At 34.2% G+C, this 18,671-nt stretch carries 16 protein-coding genes; 10 read left to right on the top strand and 6 right to left on the bottom strand.

Features of this window, described 5'->3' with window-relative positions:
* Positions 1-78: 78 nt before the first annotated feature.
* The 3 genes from FVB9532_RS12250 to typA form a co-directional block, all read right to left on the bottom strand.
* Positions 79-1,179, bottom strand: coding sequence for a DegT/DnrJ/EryC1/StrS family aminotransferase (locus FVB9532_RS12250; RefSeq protein WP_150545468.1), 1,101 nt, complete (start codon positions 1,177-1,179; stop codon positions 79-81).
* Complete coding sequence (locus FVB9532_RS12245) at positions 1,179-2,150, bottom strand: GNAT family N-acetyltransferase (protein ID WP_150545467.1); 972 nt, start codon at positions 2,148-2,150, stop codon at positions 1,179-1,181. The genes FVB9532_RS12250 and FVB9532_RS12245 overlap by 1 nt, the downstream gene beginning before the upstream one ends.
* A gap of 276 nt (positions 2,151-2,426) precedes the next feature.
* Positions 2,427-4,229, bottom strand: coding sequence for a translational GTPase TypA (gene typA / locus FVB9532_RS12240; protein WP_150545466.1), 1,803 nt, complete (start codon positions 4,227-4,229; stop codon positions 2,427-2,429).
* Positions 4,230-4,456: 227 nt separating this feature from the next.
* Here typA and kdsA point away from each other — a divergent pair, with 227 nt between their 5' ends.
* The 10 genes from kdsA to creD all read left to right on the top strand — a co-directional run bounded on the left by kdsA (position 4,457) and on the right by creD (position 14,607).
* Positions 4,457-5,275: a 3-deoxy-8-phosphooctulonate synthase gene (gene kdsA / locus FVB9532_RS12235; RefSeq protein ID WP_150545465.1), complete on the top strand. Its 819-nt coding sequence runs from the start codon at positions 4,457-4,459 to the stop codon at positions 5,273-5,275.
* Positions 5,276-5,360: 85 nt separating this feature from the next.
* Positions 5,361-6,512 (top strand): hypothetical protein, encoded by a 1,152-nt coding sequence (locus FVB9532_RS12230; RefSeq protein WP_394349657.1) that lies wholly within the window; start codon positions 5,361-5,363, stop codon positions 6,510-6,512.
* A 14-nt stretch (positions 6,513-6,526) separates the two neighbouring features.
* Positions 6,527-8,140, top strand: a complete 1,614-nt coding sequence (locus FVB9532_RS12225) for a BCCT family transporter (protein ID WP_150545464.1) — start codon at positions 6,527-6,529, stop codon at positions 8,138-8,140.
* A gap of 2 nt (positions 8,141-8,142) precedes the next feature.
* The gene (locus FVB9532_RS12220; RefSeq protein ID WP_150545463.1) at positions 8,143-9,000 is read left to right on the top strand and encodes a universal stress protein; all 858 of its coding nucleotides are present in this window, start codon (positions 8,143-8,145) and stop codon (positions 8,998-9,000) included.
* A 106-nt stretch (positions 9,001-9,106) separates the two neighbouring features.
* Complete coding sequence (locus tag FVB9532_RS12215) at positions 9,107-10,867, top strand: mechanosensitive ion channel family protein (RefSeq protein ID WP_194716547.1); 1,761 nt, start codon at positions 9,107-9,109, stop codon at positions 10,865-10,867.
* A gap of 97 nt (positions 10,868-10,964) precedes the next feature.
* The gene (locus FVB9532_RS12210; RefSeq protein ID WP_150545461.1) at positions 10,965-11,570 is read left to right on the top strand and encodes a hypothetical protein; all 606 of its coding nucleotides are present in this window, start codon (positions 10,965-10,967) and stop codon (positions 11,568-11,570) included.
* A 1-nt stretch (position 11,571) separates the two neighbouring features.
* Positions 11,572-11,871, top strand: a complete 300-nt coding sequence (locus FVB9532_RS12205; RefSeq protein ID WP_150545460.1) for a winged helix-turn-helix domain-containing protein — start codon at positions 11,572-11,574, stop codon at positions 11,869-11,871.
* A 58-nt stretch (positions 11,872-11,929) separates the two neighbouring features.
* A complete protein-coding gene (locus FVB9532_RS12200) occupies positions 11,930-12,697 on the top strand; it encodes an oxygenase MpaB family protein (protein WP_150545459.1) in 768 nt (255 codons plus the stop codon).
* 54 nt (positions 12,698-12,751) lie between these two features.
* Positions 12,752-13,294 (top strand): hypothetical protein, encoded by a 543-nt coding sequence (locus tag FVB9532_RS12195; RefSeq protein WP_150545458.1) that lies wholly within the window; start codon positions 12,752-12,754, stop codon positions 13,292-13,294.
* Positions 13,258-14,607, top strand: a complete 1,350-nt coding sequence (gene creD / locus FVB9532_RS12190) for a cell envelope integrity protein CreD (RefSeq protein WP_150545457.1) — start codon at positions 13,258-13,260, stop codon at positions 14,605-14,607. Before FVB9532_RS12195 ends, creD begins: the two co-directional genes overlap by 37 nt.
* 39 nt (positions 14,608-14,646) lie before the next feature.
* Here creD and FVB9532_RS12185 read toward each other — a convergent pair whose 3' ends face one another.
* The 3 genes from FVB9532_RS12185 to FVB9532_RS12175 all read right to left on the bottom strand — a co-directional run bounded on the left by FVB9532_RS12185 (position 14,647) and on the right by FVB9532_RS12175 (position 18,668).
* Positions 14,647-16,647 carry an FG-GAP-like repeat-containing protein gene (locus FVB9532_RS12185; RefSeq protein ID WP_150545456.1) on the bottom strand — a complete coding sequence of 667 codons (2,001 nt, stop codon included), beginning with the start codon at positions 16,645-16,647 and terminating at the stop codon, positions 14,647-14,649.
* A 16-nt stretch (positions 16,648-16,663) separates the two neighbouring features.
* On the bottom strand, positions 16,664-17,764 hold the full coding sequence (locus FVB9532_RS12180) for a hypothetical protein (protein WP_150545455.1): 1,101 nt from the start codon (positions 17,762-17,764) through the stop codon (positions 16,664-16,666).
* A gap of 64 nt (positions 17,765-17,828) precedes the next feature.
* Positions 17,829-18,668, bottom strand: coding sequence for an endonuclease/exonuclease/phosphatase family protein (locus tag FVB9532_RS12175; protein ID WP_150545454.1), 840 nt, complete (start codon positions 18,666-18,668; stop codon positions 17,829-17,831).
* Positions 18,669-18,671: the final 3 nt, after the last annotated feature.

The raw sequence follows: 18,671 nt of genomic DNA, 5'->3' as shown, positions 1-18,671 counted from the left end.
TCTTTTTTCCCTCAATTATTTCGTATAAAAACTTATCTATCTATTTTCTTTAGTGTTTTATTTTAAAAGATATAAATTTTAATAAGCATTCAAAACCTGAATGACCCTAGAGACCTCATCTTCTTCCATTACCGGACTTAAGGGAATACTCACTACTTGCTGATGAATTTTTTCTGTAATTAGAAATGATAATTTAGAAAACTCTGAAAAAGCTGCTTGCTGATGTGGTGGCAGCGGATAATGAATAAGATAACCTACCTCGTTCTTTTCTAAAAACTCAGCAAACTTTTTTCTATTTTCTACTTGAACTACAAATAAATGAAAAACATGATTGGCACTTCCGTCCCAATAGGGAAGATTAATTTTCTCATTGTTGATTTCATTTAAATATCTTGAAGCTACTAGTTTCCTGTTACTATTAGCATCATCCAAATCTTTTAGCTTATCCAATAAAAAATAGGCTTGTAATTCGTCTAAACGAGAATTGAAACCAATATATTCATTGATATATTTTGACGAAGTTCCGTAATTTCTAAGTTGAGAAACAACCTTTGCTAAATCTTTATCACTTGTAGTCACAGCGCCTCCATCCCCTAACGCTCCCAAATTTTTACTGGGATAAAAACTAAAACCGGTAGCATCGGCTAAACTTCCAGCTTTATTTCCATTTTTATCTTCTGCTCCATGAGCTTGAGCTGCATCAGCAATTAATAGTAAATTATTTTCATTAGCTATTTTTTGTAAACTTTTCATATCGGATAATTGACCGTATAAATGTGTCACCAAAATAGCTTTGACAGATGTAGTTAAATATTCTTCAACCTCTAGCGGATCTAAATTAAAAGTTTCTTCATCCGGTTCTACCAATACTGGTTCCAGTCCAGCATGTTTAATGGCTAGGATAGTAGCTATATAGGTATTGGCGGCAACAATAACTTTATCTCCTTCTTGTAACTTTCCTAATTCTATATAAGCTTTTAAAATTAAAGTCAAGGCATCTAACCCATTTCCTACACCTATACAATGATTCACTCCGCAATACTTAGCAAAAGCTTTCTCAAATTCTTTTACAGCATTCCCCAATACATAGTAACCAGAATCTAAAAATCTTTGAAAACTTTCTTTAAAAGCTTTTTCGTAAGGTTGATTAATTTTCTTTAAATCTAAAAATGTTATCATTATATAAAAATATGATTTAAATCTTCATAAGTACCTGTCTTCAATCTATAGAATTCATGAGCTATACTTCTTGCTCCGAAGCACTCTTTCCAATATACTAAGCCTTTATTTAACTTTAAGCCATGTTGCTCATTAGAAGTACCAAAATCAAAATACTTTTTATGACTAAACTCACGTTCTATTAAATGCTGAAACAAAAAATCTAAGGTTCCTAATTGTTGTTTTTGATCATTTGCAGAAATATATTGAACATGCGCTACTGTTTCTGTTTCAAAAATCGTAGCTCCCCCTACAATTTCATTTTTCAAATAAACATTGAACTGATGAATTTGATTTGGAAATTTTTTTGCTAAAAACTCTATTTCTTTAACCGAGTGAACGGGCTTTGCGTTATGGGTTTGCTTTAAATTTGGCATTAAAATCTCTTGCCAAAAACTATAAAAATCATTTTCTTTTTTTATCTCTAAAAGCTTTTTATTTGCTTTTTTTACCCCTTCTAATCGATTTGACTGAATTTTTAAGGGATTATCCAAATGTATAGTAGCAGAAACATCACATCGAATTTTTTCAGCTTTTAATAAAAAAAGTAAATAATCTATTTCATCTGAAGGATAAGTATGGTAAATTTTAGGTACTAATTTTAATTGAAGTTTTAAAATATTTTTTTGCTTTAAATATTTAAGGCTCTCTTTTACCACTTCAAGAACTTTTTCAAACTTGATTTTTTTTGAAAGTATAACTCCGCCATAAGTCAGTCCTTGATGTGAAAAAATTTCATCTTCCACTCTATTTGCCGGTAAAACAGCAAGTAGTTTTTGTTTTTCGTATACCATTAACGAAAAGTCTTCAAACCGATCGCTATGGTATTCCATAAAATCACGGTAAAACAAAAAAGTTCCGTTTTTAGAATTCTTAATGAATTGATCCCAATCAGCTTTTAAAGAAGAATGGTAAGGTTTAACTTCTAACAAGTATTTCGTTTTTTAGTTGCTAAACGAAAATACAATTTTCTATCGATATTTCTTGTTGAAGCGATAGAAGTGGTATCCTTTTTTATTTATCAAGACTTCTCCGCTTTAGTTGATCTTCAAAGAAAAACAAAAGTTTAAAAGTGACAGACAAAAAAGACCTATGCCGACAGAAAGGTAGAAAGAATACTATGCTACACAAAGGACAACACCTTCAATAAAAAAACCCTTTATCTAGAAAGAAAAAGGGTTTTTATAATATATTATGTTATCTACTTCTTACATAATTTTATTTCGTTTACGCTCGTTTTCAGTTAAGAAAATTTTACGTAATCTTAAGTGGTTGGGGGTCACCTCAACATATTCATCCTTCTGAATATATTCTAAAGCTTCTTCCAAGCTAAACTTAATCGCAGGAACGATTTTCGCTTTTTCATCGGCTCCTGAAGAACGTACATTCGAAAGTTTTTTGGTTTTGGTGATATTTACAGTCATATCATCTTGACGTGAATTTTCTCCAATTACCTGACCTTCATAAATATCTTCTCCCGGATCTACAAAGAAACGACCTCTATCCTGAAGTTTATCGATAGAATAAGGAATAGCTGTTCCTTTTTCCATAGAAACCAATGAACCATTCAAACGCTCCGGAATACCTCCTTTTAACGGCTGATATTCTTTAAAACGGTGCGCCATAATCGCTTCACCAGCAGTTGCGGTTAACAATTGGTTACGTAAACCAATGATACCACGAGATGGAATCATAAATTCACAAACCATACGGTCACCTTTAGCTTCCATACTTAACATCTCACCTTTACGAAGGGTTACAAACTCTACCGCTTTTCCAGAAACAGATTCCGGTAAATCAATAGTTAACTCTTCTACCGGTTCACATTTCACACCATCAATTTCTTTGATGATAACTTGTGGCTGACCAATTTGTAACTCATAGCCTTCACGACGCATGGTTTCAATAAGAACTGATAAATGCAGAACTCCACGACCATACACCATAAACTTATCGGCACTATCGGTTTCTTGTACACGAAGAGCTAAGTTTTTCTCCAACTCTTTCATTAAACGATCCTTAATGTGTCTAGAAGTCACAAACTTTCCATCTTTTCCGAAGAAAGGAGAATCGTTAATGGTAAACAACATACTCATTGTTGGCTCATCAATAGCGATGGTTTTTAAGCCTTCAGGATTTTCAAGATCAGCAATGGTATCACCAATATCAAAACCTTCCAAACCAACTACAGCACAAATATCTCCCGCTACTACTTCTTCTATTTTTCTACGGCCTAAACCTTCAAACGTATGTAGTTCTTTTATTTTAGCTTTTTTAATGCTTCCATCACGCTTCACTAAAGAAACCTGCATTCCTTCTTTTAAAACACCACGTTGTAAACGTCCAATCGCAATTCTTCCGGTAAAAGAAGAGAAATCTAACGAAGTAATCAACATTTGTGGCGTTCCTTCTTTATCTACTTTTGGTCCAGGAATATGTTCCATAACCATATCTAATAAAGGTTCAATATTATCGGTTTCCTTTTTCCAGTCATCGCTCATCCAGTTATTCTTAGCAGAACCATAAACGGTAGGAAAATCTAATTGCCACTCTTCTGCACCCAATTCAAACATCAAATCGAACACTTTTTCGTGTACTTCGTCTGGGGTACAGTTTTCTTTATCTACCTTATTCACAACCACACAAGGTTTCAAACCAAGGTCAATTGCTTTTTGAAGTACAAAACGTGTTTGTGGCATTGGTCCTTCAAAAGCATCTACCAACAAAAGTACGCCATCTGCCATATTCAAGACACGCTCAACTTCACCACCAAAATCGGCGTGACCAGGGGTATCTATAATATTAATTTTGGTATCTTTATAAGTAACTGAAACGTTTTTAGAGGTAATGGTAATCCCACGTTCTCTTTCTAAATCGTTGTTATCTAAGATAAGATCACCTGTATTTTCATTTTCACGAAAAAGACTACAGTGATACATAATTTTATCAACCAAAGTAGTTTTACCGTGGTCAACGTGTGCAATAATTGCAATATTTCTAATTGCTGTCATAAAAGCCTCTTTTAAAAGGCTGCAAATGTAAACTTAATTTTCTGGAAATAAAGCAATAAACGTAAAATTATACAGCTATTTAATAGAATGTTGAAATTAGAGTCGCAAAGTCTTAACTTTGAAGCAAATCGATCTTTTACAATAGTAGTATTAAACCGGATTCAATACCTCTGAATTTAAACTTTAACTACTGAATAATTATTTACCTTTGCATTAAAATTCAGATAATGAAATTAGAGAACATTCCAAATATAAAACATACCGATAAAGACAACTTTTTCTTATTAGCTGGTCCTTGCGCAATTGAAGGCGAAGAAATGGCTTTACGTATTGCAGAAAAAGTAGTTCATATTACCGATAAATTAGGCATCCCTTATGTATTTAAAGGAAGTTTCAAAAAAGCTAACCGAAGTAGAATTGACAGCTTCACCGGAATTGGTGATGAAAAAGCTTTAAAAATTCTTCGTAAAGTTTCAGAGACTTTTAATGTTCCTACCGTTACCGATATTCACGAAATTACCGATGCTCAAAAAGCTGCTGAATATGTAGATGTTCTTCAAATTCCGGCATTTCTCGTACGTCAAACCGATTTGGTCGTTGCTGCAGCAGAAACCGGAAAAGTCGTCAACCTAAAGAAAGGACAGTTTATGAGTCCGGAAAGTATGCAACATGCCGTTACTAAAGTAAGTGATTGTAATAATGAGCAAGTAATGGTAACTGATCGCGGAACAATGTTTGGCTATCAGGATTTAATTGTTGATTTCCGTGGAATCCCAACCATGCGTAAATTTGCCCCTACCGTTTTAGACGTGACGCATTCCCTTCAGCAACCTAACCAAAGTAGTGGTGTGACCGGCGGAAGACCAGATATGATTGAAACAATCGCCCGGGCCGGAGTGGTTAACCATGTGGACGGACTTTTTATAGAAACGCATTTTGATCCTGCGAATGCAAAAAGTGATGGTGCCAATATGCTCGATCTTCAATACCTAGAACAACTATTATCAAATCTGGTTCAAATCAGACAAACCATCAATAAGTTTTAAAATATTATTAATATTCAGCTTTTCTGAAGAAGTTCTAGAATTTTCGTCTTAATTTCCCGAATTACCAATCTCAAAATTAAGTGTATTGAAGATTCTAAAACTTTCGTATTTCGTAAAGCTGTCTATTTTTTTAATATTACCCTTTTTATGTTTTGGCCAAGAAAAAGAACAAAAAGAAAAGCCAGAGCTTGACCTAGGCGGAGCTTTACGCTTCAACTATATTTATTCTTCCTGGAAAGAAGAACAAAAAACAAAAGGCGGTGAATTTGGTTATGATATGTTTCGTATTAATGCCAAAGCTTCCTACAAAGGTATTTTCCTTAACGCTGAATATCGATTATATTCTGAAGCTTTTGGAGGTGGTTTTCTTAAACAAGGCTGGATTGGTTACAAGTTCAACGAGAAAAACCAATTTCATGTAGGATTGGTTTACGTTCCCTTTGGTATTAAACAATATAATTCCCACAATTGGTTTTTCAACATCACCTATTATGTTGGTTTAGAGGACGATCATGATATGGGGTTCAAGTACCTTCATGAAGATGAAAAATGGGAATATGCTTTTGCTTTCTTAAAAAATGCTGAAGAATTGAATTTTGGCGGAGATACCGAGAACAATTCCAGCAGGTATTCTTATGATGTAGTGGGAAGAAACAAAGAAACCAATCAGTTTAATGCTAAAATTGTTCGTAAACTAGGCGATAGCATTCAACATCGAATAGGATTTTCAGGACAATATGGAAGTCTCTATAATATCGACACTAATAAAAATGGAAACCATTATGCACTGGCTCTCCATTATGAATTGAATTGGAACAAATGGAATCTTAAAACCGAAATAATCACTGTTTCCCATTCTCCCGAAAATAAAGAAGGACAATCTAATAAAATTATAAAAATGGGCGCTTATGGAGCTCCTTATGAAATTGCAGCCGATTTTAATATGTATACGATTGGGCTTTCTAAAAAAATTTCCGTAGCATGGGGACCAGTTTCAGAAATCGAAGTTTATAATGATTTCGGTTATATGCAGAAAAAGGAAAAAGAATTCACCGATTCTTTTATGAATGTAACCGGTTTACTCCTTACCGCAGGACAAGTTTATACCTATATTGACTATGCCGCAGGATATAATCATTCTTGGTTGGGCGGAAACTTTGAAGACGATTTTTCAACCGGAAATCCCGATGCAAATTGGGAAGCACGGTTTAACATTAATATTGGATACTACTTTTAATCAAAAAATAATTTATGGCTAAAAAAGTTACTCGAAGCGACGAAAAAAAATCAATTTTTGGACTGGACGTCAATGGTCCTGTTTTTTTCACTTCTTCCATTTTCATCATTATAAGTATTACACTCACTTTAATTTTTGAAAAGCAAGCAGAAAAAGCATTTAAGAATATCCAACATGCAGTAGCTGAAAATGCTGACTGGTTCTTCATATTATGCATTAATTTATTCTTGGTATTCTTAGTTTACCTCGCTGCAGGAAAATATGGAAAGCTGAGGATTGGTGGCCAAAAAGCCAAACCAGAATTTAAAACCATGTCTTGGTTTGCTATGCTCTTTAGTGCCGGAATGGGAATTGGACTACTCTTTTTTAGCGTTGCCGAACCCATAAAACACCTGATTAAACCGGCAACCGCTGAACCGAATACAATTGCTGCCGCTCAAGAAGCGATGAATTTCACTTTTTTGCATTGGGGTTTCCACGCTTGGGCCGTTTATGCGCTAGTAGGATTAGCGCTTTCTTATTTTACATATTCTAGAGGATTACCGCTTACCATTAGGTCTATTTTTTATCCATTTTTGGGTGACAAAATTCACGGTAGAATTGGAGATGCCATCGATATTTTTGCCGTGCTCGCAACGCTTTTTGGCTTAGCTACTTCTTTAGGGTTTGGGGTGCAACAAATTGCCAGCGGACTTAATCATGTTTTCGGGCTTCCTGATGGTATTCTTACCCAAGTGCTATTAATCGCAGGGATTACTTTAATAGCGACAACTTCGGTAGTATTAGGAGTTGATAAAGGTGTCAAATTTTTAAGTGAATGGAATATGCGGGTAGCCGTAGTGTTATTATTACTGGCATTAATTTTAGGCCCTACCCTATTTATTTTCCGTTCGTTTGTAGAAAACACCGGAAGTTATTTATTTAATTTCTTAAAAATTTCTACTTGGAGCGAAACCTATAGTGGAAAATCCTGGCAAAACGATTGGACCGTATTCTATTGGGGCTGGTGGATTGGTTGGTCTCCATTTGTAGGAATGTTTATCGCTAGAATTTCTAAAGGGCGAACCATTCGGGAGTTTATTTTAGGCGTTTTATTAGTTCCTTCCCTAGTAACCTTTTTCTGGATGTCGGCTTTTGGTAGTGTTTCTATTCAGCAAGCATTAAGTGGCGATAGCACTATTGTTACAGCAGTTGAAGACAATATTTCTACGGCTCTATTCGTGTTTTTTCAAGATTATCCATTTGCGATGGTCATTAATGTAGTAGCCGTGATTCTTATCGCCGGGTTCTTTATTACCTCATCAGATTCCGGTTCCTTAGTGGTTGATAGTTTAACTTCTGGAGGAAAAATTGACGCTCCGGTAGGACAGCGTATTTTCTGGGCTGTCACCGAAGGTTCCGTAGCCGCTGTTCTTTTAATTGGGGGTGGTTTAGAAGCTTTGCAAACCGCCACCATTGTTACAGGACTTCCCTTTGCCGTCATCTTGCTCATTATGTGCTATTCACTCTACAAGGGCTTGAAGGAAGACCTGCAAAAACTGGAAAAGAAAAAATCTGAAAAACAAATGGACGACTATGAAGAAGTCGTTAAAGAAATTGTAGAACGAAGAAATAAAAAAGACCAATAATAATGGAAACTGTAAAAAATATTTTAGTCGCCTTAGACCTCTCTTCAATAGATAATCACCTTATTGAATATAGCTCTTTTCTTGCTGAAAAATTAGAAGCTGAAAATGTTTATTTTGTTCATAACATCAAAAAATATGAGATTTCTGAACTTTTTGAAGAAGAACTCAACAAAATTAATTTAGATCAACTTATAGGTGATGAACTCAATGAAAAAATAGAACAAAGATTTACGGCAAAAGTGAATTGGGAAGTGCTCATTTCTGAAGATTCCAATACAGAATCCCTTATCGATTATGTAGCTAACAAATATAGGATTAACCTTACCATTGTTGGAAACAAAGAACCCAAAGCAGGTACTGGTGTGCTTACAGGAAAGTTGTTGCGACTTCTTAAATCCCATATAATTACTGTTCCTCAAACAGCAAGTATAAAACTAGATGAAGTATGGATAGGAACCGATTTTTCAGGGCCCTCAAAAAAGTCATTCCAATTTATAGAGCCCATTAGAAACAAAATTAAATTTCAATTAAACTCACTTCACATTTATCACGTGCCCATTCAGTTTTCGCCCTATGTTCCAAAAGATGATGCTGTAGGGAAAATAGAAAAGCACTTACAGCAAAAATCATCAAAGTTTTTCAAGAAATTTTTAATCAACACCCCAGATAAAAATGAAATGATTTATGCTAAAGATAAAAGTGTAAGTGAAAGATTTTTATTTGAAATTGAAAAACGTCATCCAGATTTAGTGGTACTTTCAGACAAAGGCGGAAATAATATCTCTTCGCTTCTTATAGGAAGTTTAACCGAAGAGTTATTCAATGAGAGTTTAAAAAGCCCCTTATTGATAGTTAAATAAATACTTTTTACGTCCATCTTTTTATATAACAAAAGCCTTCCATTGAAGGCTTTTGTTATTTTAGTAACCTAATTATTTAATGTATCTATTTACAAATTTATTTGAAATGAAAATCAATCCTATTTTTCAAGTCAAACTATTGTTTGTTTTTGTTTTATTTTTTAATTCAGCAACTTTTGGTCAAATTCCTTTATTAAACAAAAGCAATTCAAAAGAAACTATTGATGAACCTGTATTAAACGATCCTTGGGGAAGAAATACACCAAGAGGAAGTGTTAGAGGGTTTATTGAATCCATTGCTGCTAAAAACTATCAGAAAGCGTCTCATTACCTTCATTATCCATCAGACATCGATGAAGCAGAAGAAAGAGAAAACATTGTTCTTGTCTTAAAACATTTATTTGATAAGAAAGGAACAATCTTCCCTTATTCAAGCATTAGTAATCAACCCGAAGGGAAACTCGATGACAACCTTGCTCAAAATTTTGAAAAAGTTGGGATGATCAATACCGATGAAAAGGCGATAGATGTATTGCTTAATAGGGAAAAAACTGAAAATGAAGAGTTGATTTGGTTATTTTCAGAGGCTACCCTCGATGCTATACAAGAAGTAAGTTTAGAATATGATGCTTGGATAGATTATATAATTCCGCCAAAATTAAACCATTATTTATGGGCTGGTGTCCCTGCTGCACAGTGGATCATAGCGGTATTAATATTTGCTTTAAGTTTTGTAATTACGCACATCATTATCTTTTTACTTGTACAATTATTAAGGCTATTTTGGAAAAAATCTCGTCAAGAACCTATTTCTGGAATTATTGATGCCCTCAGATTACCGGCAAAACTTTACTTTTCTGTATTTCTTTTTATTGAATTTAGTCAAAGAGCAGGCCTTTCCATCATTTTACGCCAATATTTTAGTACGATTACATTAATTATTGGCATTACAGCTATTTTAATTTTACTATGGCGCCTTATTGATTATATCGGCGATTTTTCTAAAAAACAAATGGAATTAAGGAGTAACCCATCAGGATTATCAGTGATCTTATTTTTAGAAAGAGCAGCAAAAATAGCTTTAGTGATCTTTGGTATAATTGCGATTTTAAGCACCTTTGGAATCGATATCACCACCGGTCTTGCTGCTTTAGGAATAGGCGGTATTGCTTTGGCGCTAGGAGCTCAAAAAACAGTTGAAAACTTTGTAGGAAGTGTAACTCTTATTGCCGATCGTCCTATTCGAGTGGGTGATTTTTGCCGTGTAGGGCAAATTACAGGAACTATCGAAAAAATTGGAATTCGCTCTACCAATATTAGAACCCTAGACCGAACTTTGGTTACTATTCCTAACGGTTTATTTTCTTCAGAAACGATTGAAAATTTTGCATTTAGAGATAAGTTTAGAATGATATCAACCCTTAATTTCAGGTACGAGTCTTCCCCAGATCAAATTCGGTATTTATTAGCTGAGTTTCGTAAAATACTCTATTCTCACCCTAAAGTATACGAAGAACCTTCAAGAGTTCGCTTTGTGAATTTTGGAGCGCATTCGTTGGATATTGAAATTTTCGCTTATATCGTTGCTGATAATAACAATGAATTTTTAGAGATTCGAGAGGATATTATGCTTCGAATTATGGAAGTAGTGAAGCAAAGCGGAACCGGATTTGCTTTCCCTTCACAAACTCTCTATTTTGCAAAAGACGATGGTTTAGATAAAGAAAATTCTAAAAGTACAGACGAAACAGTAGAACAATGGAGAGTCAAAAAAGAAATGCCTCTCCCCCGTTTTACAGAAGAACAAATTGATAATCTCAAAAATAAAATAGACTACCCGCCCGAGGGGTCAAGCAGTAAATTATAAATCTTTTAAGCCTCTCTAATTTGGAGAGGCTTTTTTTATTTTTCATTTGCATAAATCAATTTTTTAATTTTACTTTGTTTTTCAAAGTACTTTAAATATGCAAAAAGATTATTTTAAAGACATTTCAGAAATTAAAGACTTAATGAATAAATCCTCAAGGTTTATCTCATTAAGTGGTCTTTCAGGAATTTTAGCCGGGTGTTATGCCCTTATAGGAGCGGCCATCGCTTACATCTATTTTCTTCCGAAACAGTTTGACTATTCATCTAAAAGTACTCTAAAACTTGAATATATCATTTTAGACCTGGTACTCATTGCGACTTTGAGTATCGTAACAGCCATTATCCTAACGATAAAAAAGGCCAAAAGCAACGGAGAAAAAATTTGGGATGCGACCACCCAACGATTATTAGTCAATTTTCTAATTCCATTGGTCGCTGGCGGAATTTATATTTTAATTCAGGCATACCAACAACACTATGGTATGGGAGCGTCACTAATGCTTATTTTTTATGGACTGGCTTTAATAAATGCTTCCAAATTCACCATTGGCAATGTAAAATATTTAGGTTGCGCTGAACTAATTTTAGGGCTCATTTGTGCTGCACTTCCGGGTTTTGGTTTATATTTTTGGGCTTTAGGTTTTGGCGTGCTTCACATCGTTTACGGGGCCTTAATGTTAAGAGAAGAAAAAAGACAGTAACTTGAGTATTATAGACAACATTAATAAACTTTTTGATCACCGAATTCGTTTGGGAATTATGTCGATTTTGATGGTGAATGAAAAAGTGAATTTTAAACGGTTAAAAGAATTGCTTGAAGTAACCGATGGTAATCTTGCCAGTCACATAAAAGCATTAGAAAAAGCCGAATATATTATCGTAGAAAAATCGTTTATCGATCGTAAACCCAATACGCAATACATTGCTACTAAATTGGGAAGAGCAGAGTTTAAAAAACATATTGAAGCTTTAGAAAAGATCATTAAAAAGCAAATGAAGTAAATCTATATTTTTTTACATATCTACTTTGAATTTCAAAGTGAAATAAAAATTACTTACTATGAAAACATACTTCGTCCAAAAAAATTCTATCGTACGGCAAATTTGGGGAAAAGCAGATACGGTGATGTTTATTTTTGCCGGAGCGGCTGCTGAATTTGCCTTAAATAAAGCAGTAGATTGGTTGTACTTTACCGGGAAATTGCCGGCAGATCCTCTAGGTAGGTTATTTTCTACTGTGAATTATGCCAAGCTAATTGTGTTTGCTGAAGAGGAAGCAGCTATCCAAGCCATCCAGCAGATGAATTATATTCACACAAAAGTTGAAGAAAAACGCGGTTTTAATATTCCCGATTGGGCCTATCGCGATGTATTATTTATGTTGATTGATTATTCGATTCGTGCTTACGAAAGTTTAGAACGAAAACTAACTTCTAAAGAAAAAAATGAAGCCTTTGAAGTTTTCAATCGTGTAGGAAAATTAATGCAAATTCCCGAATTACCAAATAGTTTTGGTGATTGGGAAGAACAGCGAAAACTTCAACTTCAAGAAAATTTTGCCTACAGTAAATATACGCAAGATTTATTCCTTCAGTATAAAAAGCACTTAGGTTATTTCCGCTATCAATTGGTATTGGAAGCACAAACCTTAATGGCTCCGCCCCCTATCAAAAAGCTGTTGAATTTCAGAAAGCATTCATTACTAAAACCAATTATCCCCATTTATAAATTAAGTCAATTGGTAAAAGCCGATGTTTTTCTTAAAGCACTTATTTTACCCAATGCCTATAAATCCGAAATCAAAGCCTTAGACCGTCAACCTAACTAATCTATTTTTTTACCTATAAACTTTGCGATTCAAAGTACTTTAAAATTAATCATTATGCGAAAAAAACTTGTCGTCTTTCTATTTGAAATTTCCAAAAGCCTTTACACTAAATTTTTCAAAAAGAACCATATTCCTTGGGAAGTCACTACAGAAGATCTACTACAATTTCCTACAGAAACTTTTGGCTTTCATTTAGGTGAATTCTTACAGAAGAACAATTTTCAGCTCATTCCAAAAGTTGAGCGTCACGACGCTTACCATACACTCACTAATTATGGAACTCGCGTAGAAGAAGAAATTGGTCTGCAATACTTGTGCATGGGCAATGGTAAAAAAAGTCCGTATATGTACGGAGCAATTTTGTTGGGGACACTCATTTTGCCGGAATATATTTCATTCTATCTACAATCTTATCAAATCGGGAAACAGGCTCATCCTTTTCATCATTTTGATTATGAACAGGTTTTACACCTTGATTATAAAGTATTTCAATCGATGGTTTTTAGCAAAGCCACTATTACAAATCAGCTTCAATTCAACATTAATATAAATCAATCATTATGGAAAATCAAAAAGGAAAATTTGGAAATTGGTTAAGAAACTCCATCACCGCCAAAATGCTCATTGTAGGTATTTTAGCCTTAGCCTTGCTCATACCGCTTAGTTTTGTTAAAAATATTATTTATGAACGCTCCAATCGGCAATCGCAAGTGATTTCAGAGATCAACCAAAAATGGGGAAACGAAGTTTTGCTCTCCGGTCCTATTTTAAAAATCCCCTATCATTATTATACAGAAATAAAAGAATACGATAAAAAACGGGAAGAAATGCTCACCAAAAAAGAAGAACACCTCTCCTATTTGTACTACTTCCCGGACGAATTAATTATCGATGCTAATGTAAAAACCAAACCTTTGGAACGTAGTATTTACAAGTCGGTTGTTTATCATTCTCAAATAAATTTAAAAGGATTTTTCCCTAAAATTTCTACGGAAGAATTTGAAATTCCTACAGAAAATGTGCTATGGGAAAAAGCCAGTATATTGGTTAAAACTTCGAATCTAAAAGGAATTAAAAATCAGTTAGAAATACAATTAGCTTCGCTTTCTTCTCCATTAATGCCTATTTACAATCAAGAGAACTTAAAGACCTTACAATCGGAAGCGATTTCTAAATTCGCAGAGGTGAAAGATGAAAAGATTCCTTTTCAACTAAACATTGATATCAATGGAAGTGAACGATTAAAATTTATCCCGATAGGAAAAACTACAGAAGCGAAAATGATTTCCAATTGGGCTTCACCTAGTTTTGATGGTAACTTTTTACCGGAAGATGGTTCCCGCGAAATCACCGAAAATGGATTTAAAGCAGAATGGAAAATCTTACAAATTAACCGGCAATTTGAGCAATCGTTTAAAGGAAATTTACCCGACCTCACGCAATTTGCTTTCGGCACCAATTTAATTATTCCTGTTGATGATTATCAGAAAAATGAACGTACTGCCAAATATGGTTTTATGGTGATTAGCTTAACGTTAATTGTTTTCTTCTTGATTCAATTAGTGAGCAAAATTTACATCCATCCATTTCAATATTTAATGATTGGTTTGGCCTTAGTGATGTTTTACAGTTTACTCATTTCCATTTCTGAACATGCTACCTATTTTAAAGCTTATCTCATCGCCGGTAGTTCGGTCTTGGTGTTAATAGGGATTTACTCCCGGTTCATTTTTAAAAATATCAAATTCCCGTTACTCATTAGTTTCTCTTTGGCAGGAGTGTACAGTTTTATTTACGTTATTATTCAACTTGAAAATTATGCTTTATTAATAGGAAGTATTGGGTTATTTATGATTCTAGCAATCATCATGTTTGCTTCCCGAAAAATAGATTGGAGTTCAGCTTCTTAAAAACAAAAAAGCAGGCTCTTCAGCCTGCTTTTTTGTTTGTTATTCTTTTATAAATTTCCGCTGAAATACTTTTCCATTTGCATAAACTTTTAAAAAATAAATACCTGAACTTAATCGATCTATTTGAATAGAACTAGCTTGTTGAATGGTTCCTGAGATCTGTCTTTGTCCTGTAATAGAGAATACTTCGTATTTCTCACCTTCAATATTAAAAGCCGAATTGATATGTATCACCTCTGTGGCAGGGTTAGGATATAAACTCAAGTTTTTGTATGCCGTTTTATTTACAGAAAGGAAAGATCCTTCCTCTACCACAAGGGTTTTATTAAAATCTGGGTTACTTATTTCATCAACAATTCCTGAAGGCCATTTCACAATGACTTTGGAAATTTCTGTATCTTCTCCTATACCAAAATGGGTATTTAAACTATTCATATATCTAAAACCAATACCGGCTTTCACATCTCTAATTTGTTTACCCAGCGCACTGATCACTTCAATTCTCGCTCCAATTCCATTGATATTACTTTCTGTACCGACAAGTGCTACTTTTAGCCAGTTGTTTCCGTTGGGTTGGTTGTATTGAATTTTATCGTAATCGATAATATCTAAAAATCCATCGTTATTAAAATCGCCCACAGGTCCATTAGGGATATCGATTTGTGCGTCAGTGAAAGTCATATCACCATTATTAATCAAGATTCTCCCTCCGATTCCATAAATATCCACATAGCCATCATTATTAAAATCATAGGCTACATTTTCTGTTCCCATAGACATCATATTTTCTATGCCTGTTCCTGTAGTAAAATCGGTAAATGTGCCATCACCGTTATTATACATGAGCTTATGACTTCCATCCTCAAACGAACTTGCTCCTACAAAAACATCCATAAAACCATTGTTATCAAAATCTGCCCAAGCAGAAGACCAAGTTTGAATAGGGTCTGCCAATCCAATTTCTTCCGCTACTTCAGAAAAGGTACCGTCCCCATTATTTCTATGCATTTGGTTTATTTTAATTTCAGTATTACCACCTCTACATTTTGCTATAAATAAATCTAAATCGCCATCATTATCATAATCTACCCAGATAGACCCATAATTACCTCCTTGTTCTGAATCTCCTAAACCGCCTTGATTAAAAACTAAATTACCAAAACCATCATTTAAATAATACACATTGGGTTCCCAATCGTGACAAACAAATGCATCTAAATGTCCATCTTTATTAATATCTACAAAATTTGAACGTTGTGAAAACACAAATTGATCATCGCTAATTTCTGTAAAACTTGTTCCATCACTAGAAGCTTTCATAAAAGTTACTCCAGCCCCCCCCCCATACAACAAATCATTAAAACCATTTCTATCAAAGTCGGCTACCGCAAAACTCCAAGAAGGAATAAATGGTGCATTAGAGGTGGGTATATTAATTTCATTAAAAGTACCAGGAGTGGTTTGTTCTAGAATATTTACATTATCTGCGGCTATAGAAACAATGTCATCTAAAAAATCTCCTGTCATATCTACTGCTCCTAAGGTATTTCCAGGAGGCATTGGATTGATAACGGAAGCTTCAAAAGCTATTAAAGTTTCAGGTGCTACATATTCAGAAATTTCGAAATCAAAACCTTCACTGGACCATTTGTTATCAAACACTATAAAATAAGTGGTTCCTTGAGTAGCATTAAAATGGAATTTAGATAAAAGATTGTTACCGGAATCTTCATCCCCCCCTAAGCAAGTCAAGTCATCACAGTTTCCTACATACACATGAAAACGTGTATCTTTCCCCGTATTCACTGCTAAATCTGTACTAATTTCAAGGTAATAATCTTGTTGGGGTACAAATTTGTACCATTCGCCCGCTTCTCCATTATTAAAAAGGTTAATACAGTTTTCTGGTGCGGGTTCTCCATCGATCCCACCTACCGAATAGGTTCCAAAATCAACTCCTAGAGCTTCTTCACAAAGATCTTGAGCCATACACAAGCTTATACTTGCGATACATAAGGTAAAAAAAGTAATTTTTTTCATTGGTTTAAGTTTAAGGTTATTGGCAATTATTTTCTAAAGAATTAATCCACTCTTCAAGCAATTCAACATACTCTCGATGTACAATTGTTCTGCCCAACAAAGGCATTCTTGAAGCTTCATCTTCGCTATTTAAACGGTAATACATATTAGACCGCTCTTTGTTATTTCCCATAATTATATAAAGCAAACCAGGAGCTATATATTCTTCAGGTTCTATACAAACTCCCATATGTTCTAAGCTTTCAGATTCTGAATAAGCTAATCGTAATGATCTATAGGAGCAATGGGCATTTTCAGAATGACAGTGGGCACAATTAATATCAAAATAAGACCTTACCCGTTGTTCTAAAGGTTGAGATTCGTCTGTCCAATCTTTTACAGTTACAATTTCTTTAGGAAAACTCTCTAAAAAACCTTTGTCTACCCATTTTTGAAGCTGATGCTGTTCTCCATCTGTATAATTGTAGAGTCTATTTAGGTTTTGAGGTTTTGGCCCTATGGGGATTGGCATCTCATTTGTTTTATGACAGGTTACGCATTCATTTTCTGAAGGAATTCGATAATCTGTACTTTTTATCTCCCCGTTCTCTTCCCATTCTAACGCAACGTAACTCCCTTCTAAATCGAGATAAGCTTCTGTTTGTTCATCATTCCAAACATAATCGGCAAATTCCCAATTTCCGTTTCTTTTAAATAGTAAACGGGTTTCTATAATTTTTTGTTCATTTTCGGGCAGGACCTTCTCGTAATAAAAATTTTTTATTAAAACTGTACTGTTAGGAAAGTTAAAAATCTCTTTATCGGCTACAAACAAAGCTTTTTCTGTGGCCGGCATCCATATAAATCGCTTTTTCTTAGCGTAATCTGTAAAAAGTGGAGTTATCAATTCGTACGGTAAGACAGTGCTTACCGGTTCCATAGCTTTCAACTCTCCATCATAAAAATTATAATCGGATAATTTTGAATAGGGAACAGCTTCTAAATCGAAGCTTACCATTTCTTCTTTAGGGGTTTCCCCCGGAGGATATTCATCGCTAATTTCAGAGTAGCCTTCGTCATCGCTACATGAGATTAAGAAAATAGCAGATAAAACTAAAAAATAATAATTTATTCGCATTAAAAAAGTGTTAAGTAATTTCGATTAAAACAAACTTAACACTTTAATTGCTAATTAAATAATTTTAATTTAATATAAATTTAACAAAAACAGGTAGATGGTCGGAAGCATACCTACCTTCTTCGTTATCGCTTAAAACTGCATAGGTTTTAATTTTAACATCCTTGGAATGAAATACATAATCAATCCTACGGGTAACGGGTCTTGAAAAATCGTACCCGTTAAATGTTCCCGATGGTCCTAGTTTTATTTCTGCGGAAGCATCTTTAGAATCATCCAAATAAGATTTAATATATTGAATGGCTTCCGTGTCCGGTTCTAGATTAAAATCACCTGTTAACAGTATGGGATAATGTTTAGCATTTATTTCTTTTATTTTTTGAATGATTAATCGAGCACTGTTTTTTCGAGCTTCATCTCCTTGATGATCAAAATGGGTATTGAAGAAATAAAATTTATCTCCGCTTTCTTTGTCTTTCACTAACACATACGTACAAATTCTATTTAAACTCGCATCCCATCCTTTGGAGATTTCATTAGGAGTTTCTGAAAGCCAAAACGTATTGCTTTCTAAGACTTTAAATTTAGTCGAATCATAAAAAATCGCACTAAACTCTCCTTGATCTCCTCCTTCCCTGCCTACACCTACGTGTTCATAATTGGGCAAAATCTCTTCGATAAAGTCTATTTGTGATTTTAACGCCTCCTGAACTCCAAAAATCTGTGGATGGTAAAATTTGAGTTGATTGGCAAAAAAGTCTTTACGCTTCGACCAACTGTTTTCTCCATCATTTTCATTAGCATATTTAATGTTATACGTCATTGCCGTAAATTCTTCCTGCGCTGAAAGACTTAAGGGCAAAATTACAAGCAAAACTACTATTATTAATACCTGTTTTTTCATGTG

It is taken from the genome of Mesonia oceanica (assembly GCF_902499555.1).
In the GTDB taxonomy this organism is placed as follows: Bacteria; Bacteroidota; Bacteroidia; order Flavobacteriales; family Flavobacteriaceae; genus Mesonia; species Mesonia oceanica.
The sequence above is the reverse complement of the archived record's forward strand: the minus strand, read 5'-3'. Positions and strand labels throughout refer to the sequence as shown.

What these genes read in the sequence shown, in the direction of transcription:
- FVB9532_RS12220 (WP_150545463.1), top strand. Translation starts at nt 8,143, where the DNA reads ATGGAAACTGTAAAAAATATTTTAGTCGCCTTAGACCTCTCTTCAATA.
- FVB9532_RS12185 (WP_150545456.1), bottom strand. Translation starts at nt 16,647, where the DNA reads ATGAAAAAAATTACTTTTTTTACCTTATGTATCGCAAGTATAAGCTTG.
- FVB9532_RS12215 (WP_194716547.1), top strand. Translation starts at nt 9,107, where the DNA reads ATGAAAATCAATCCTATTTTTCAAGTCAAACTATTGTTTGTTTTTGTT.
- FVB9532_RS12210 (WP_150545461.1), top strand. Translation starts at nt 10,965, where the DNA reads ATGCAAAAAGATTATTTTAAAGACATTTCAGAAATTAAAGACTTAATG.
- FVB9532_RS12195 (WP_150545458.1), top strand. Translation starts at nt 12,752, where the DNA reads ATGCGAAAAAAACTTGTCGTCTTTCTATTTGAAATTTCCAAAAGCCTT.
- typA (WP_150545466.1), bottom strand. Translation starts at nt 4,229, where the DNA reads ATGACAGCAATTAGAAATATTGCAATTATTGCACACGTTGACCACGGT.
- FVB9532_RS12180 (WP_150545455.1), bottom strand. Translation starts at nt 17,764, where the DNA reads ATGCGAATAAATTATTATTTTTTAGTTTTATCTGCTATTTTCTTAATC.
- kdsA (WP_150545465.1), top strand. Translation starts at nt 4,457, where the DNA reads ATGAAATTAGAGAACATTCCAAATATAAAACATACCGATAAAGACAAC.
- FVB9532_RS12175 (WP_150545454.1), bottom strand. Translation starts at nt 18,668, where the DNA reads ATGAAAAAACAGGTATTAATAATAGTAGTTTTGCTTGTAATTTTGCCC.
- FVB9532_RS12225 (WP_150545464.1), top strand. Translation starts at nt 6,527, where the DNA reads ATGGCTAAAAAAGTTACTCGAAGCGACGAAAAAAAATCAATTTTTGGA.
- creD (WP_150545457.1), top strand. Translation starts at nt 13,258, where the DNA reads ATGGAAAATCAAAAAGGAAAATTTGGAAATTGGTTAAGAAACTCCATC.
- FVB9532_RS12250 (WP_150545468.1), bottom strand. Translation starts at nt 1,179, where the DNA reads ATGATAACATTTTTAGATTTAAAGAAAATTAATCAACCTTACGAAAAA.
- FVB9532_RS12200 (WP_150545459.1), top strand. Translation starts at nt 11,930, where the DNA reads ATGAAAACATACTTCGTCCAAAAAAATTCTATCGTACGGCAAATTTGG.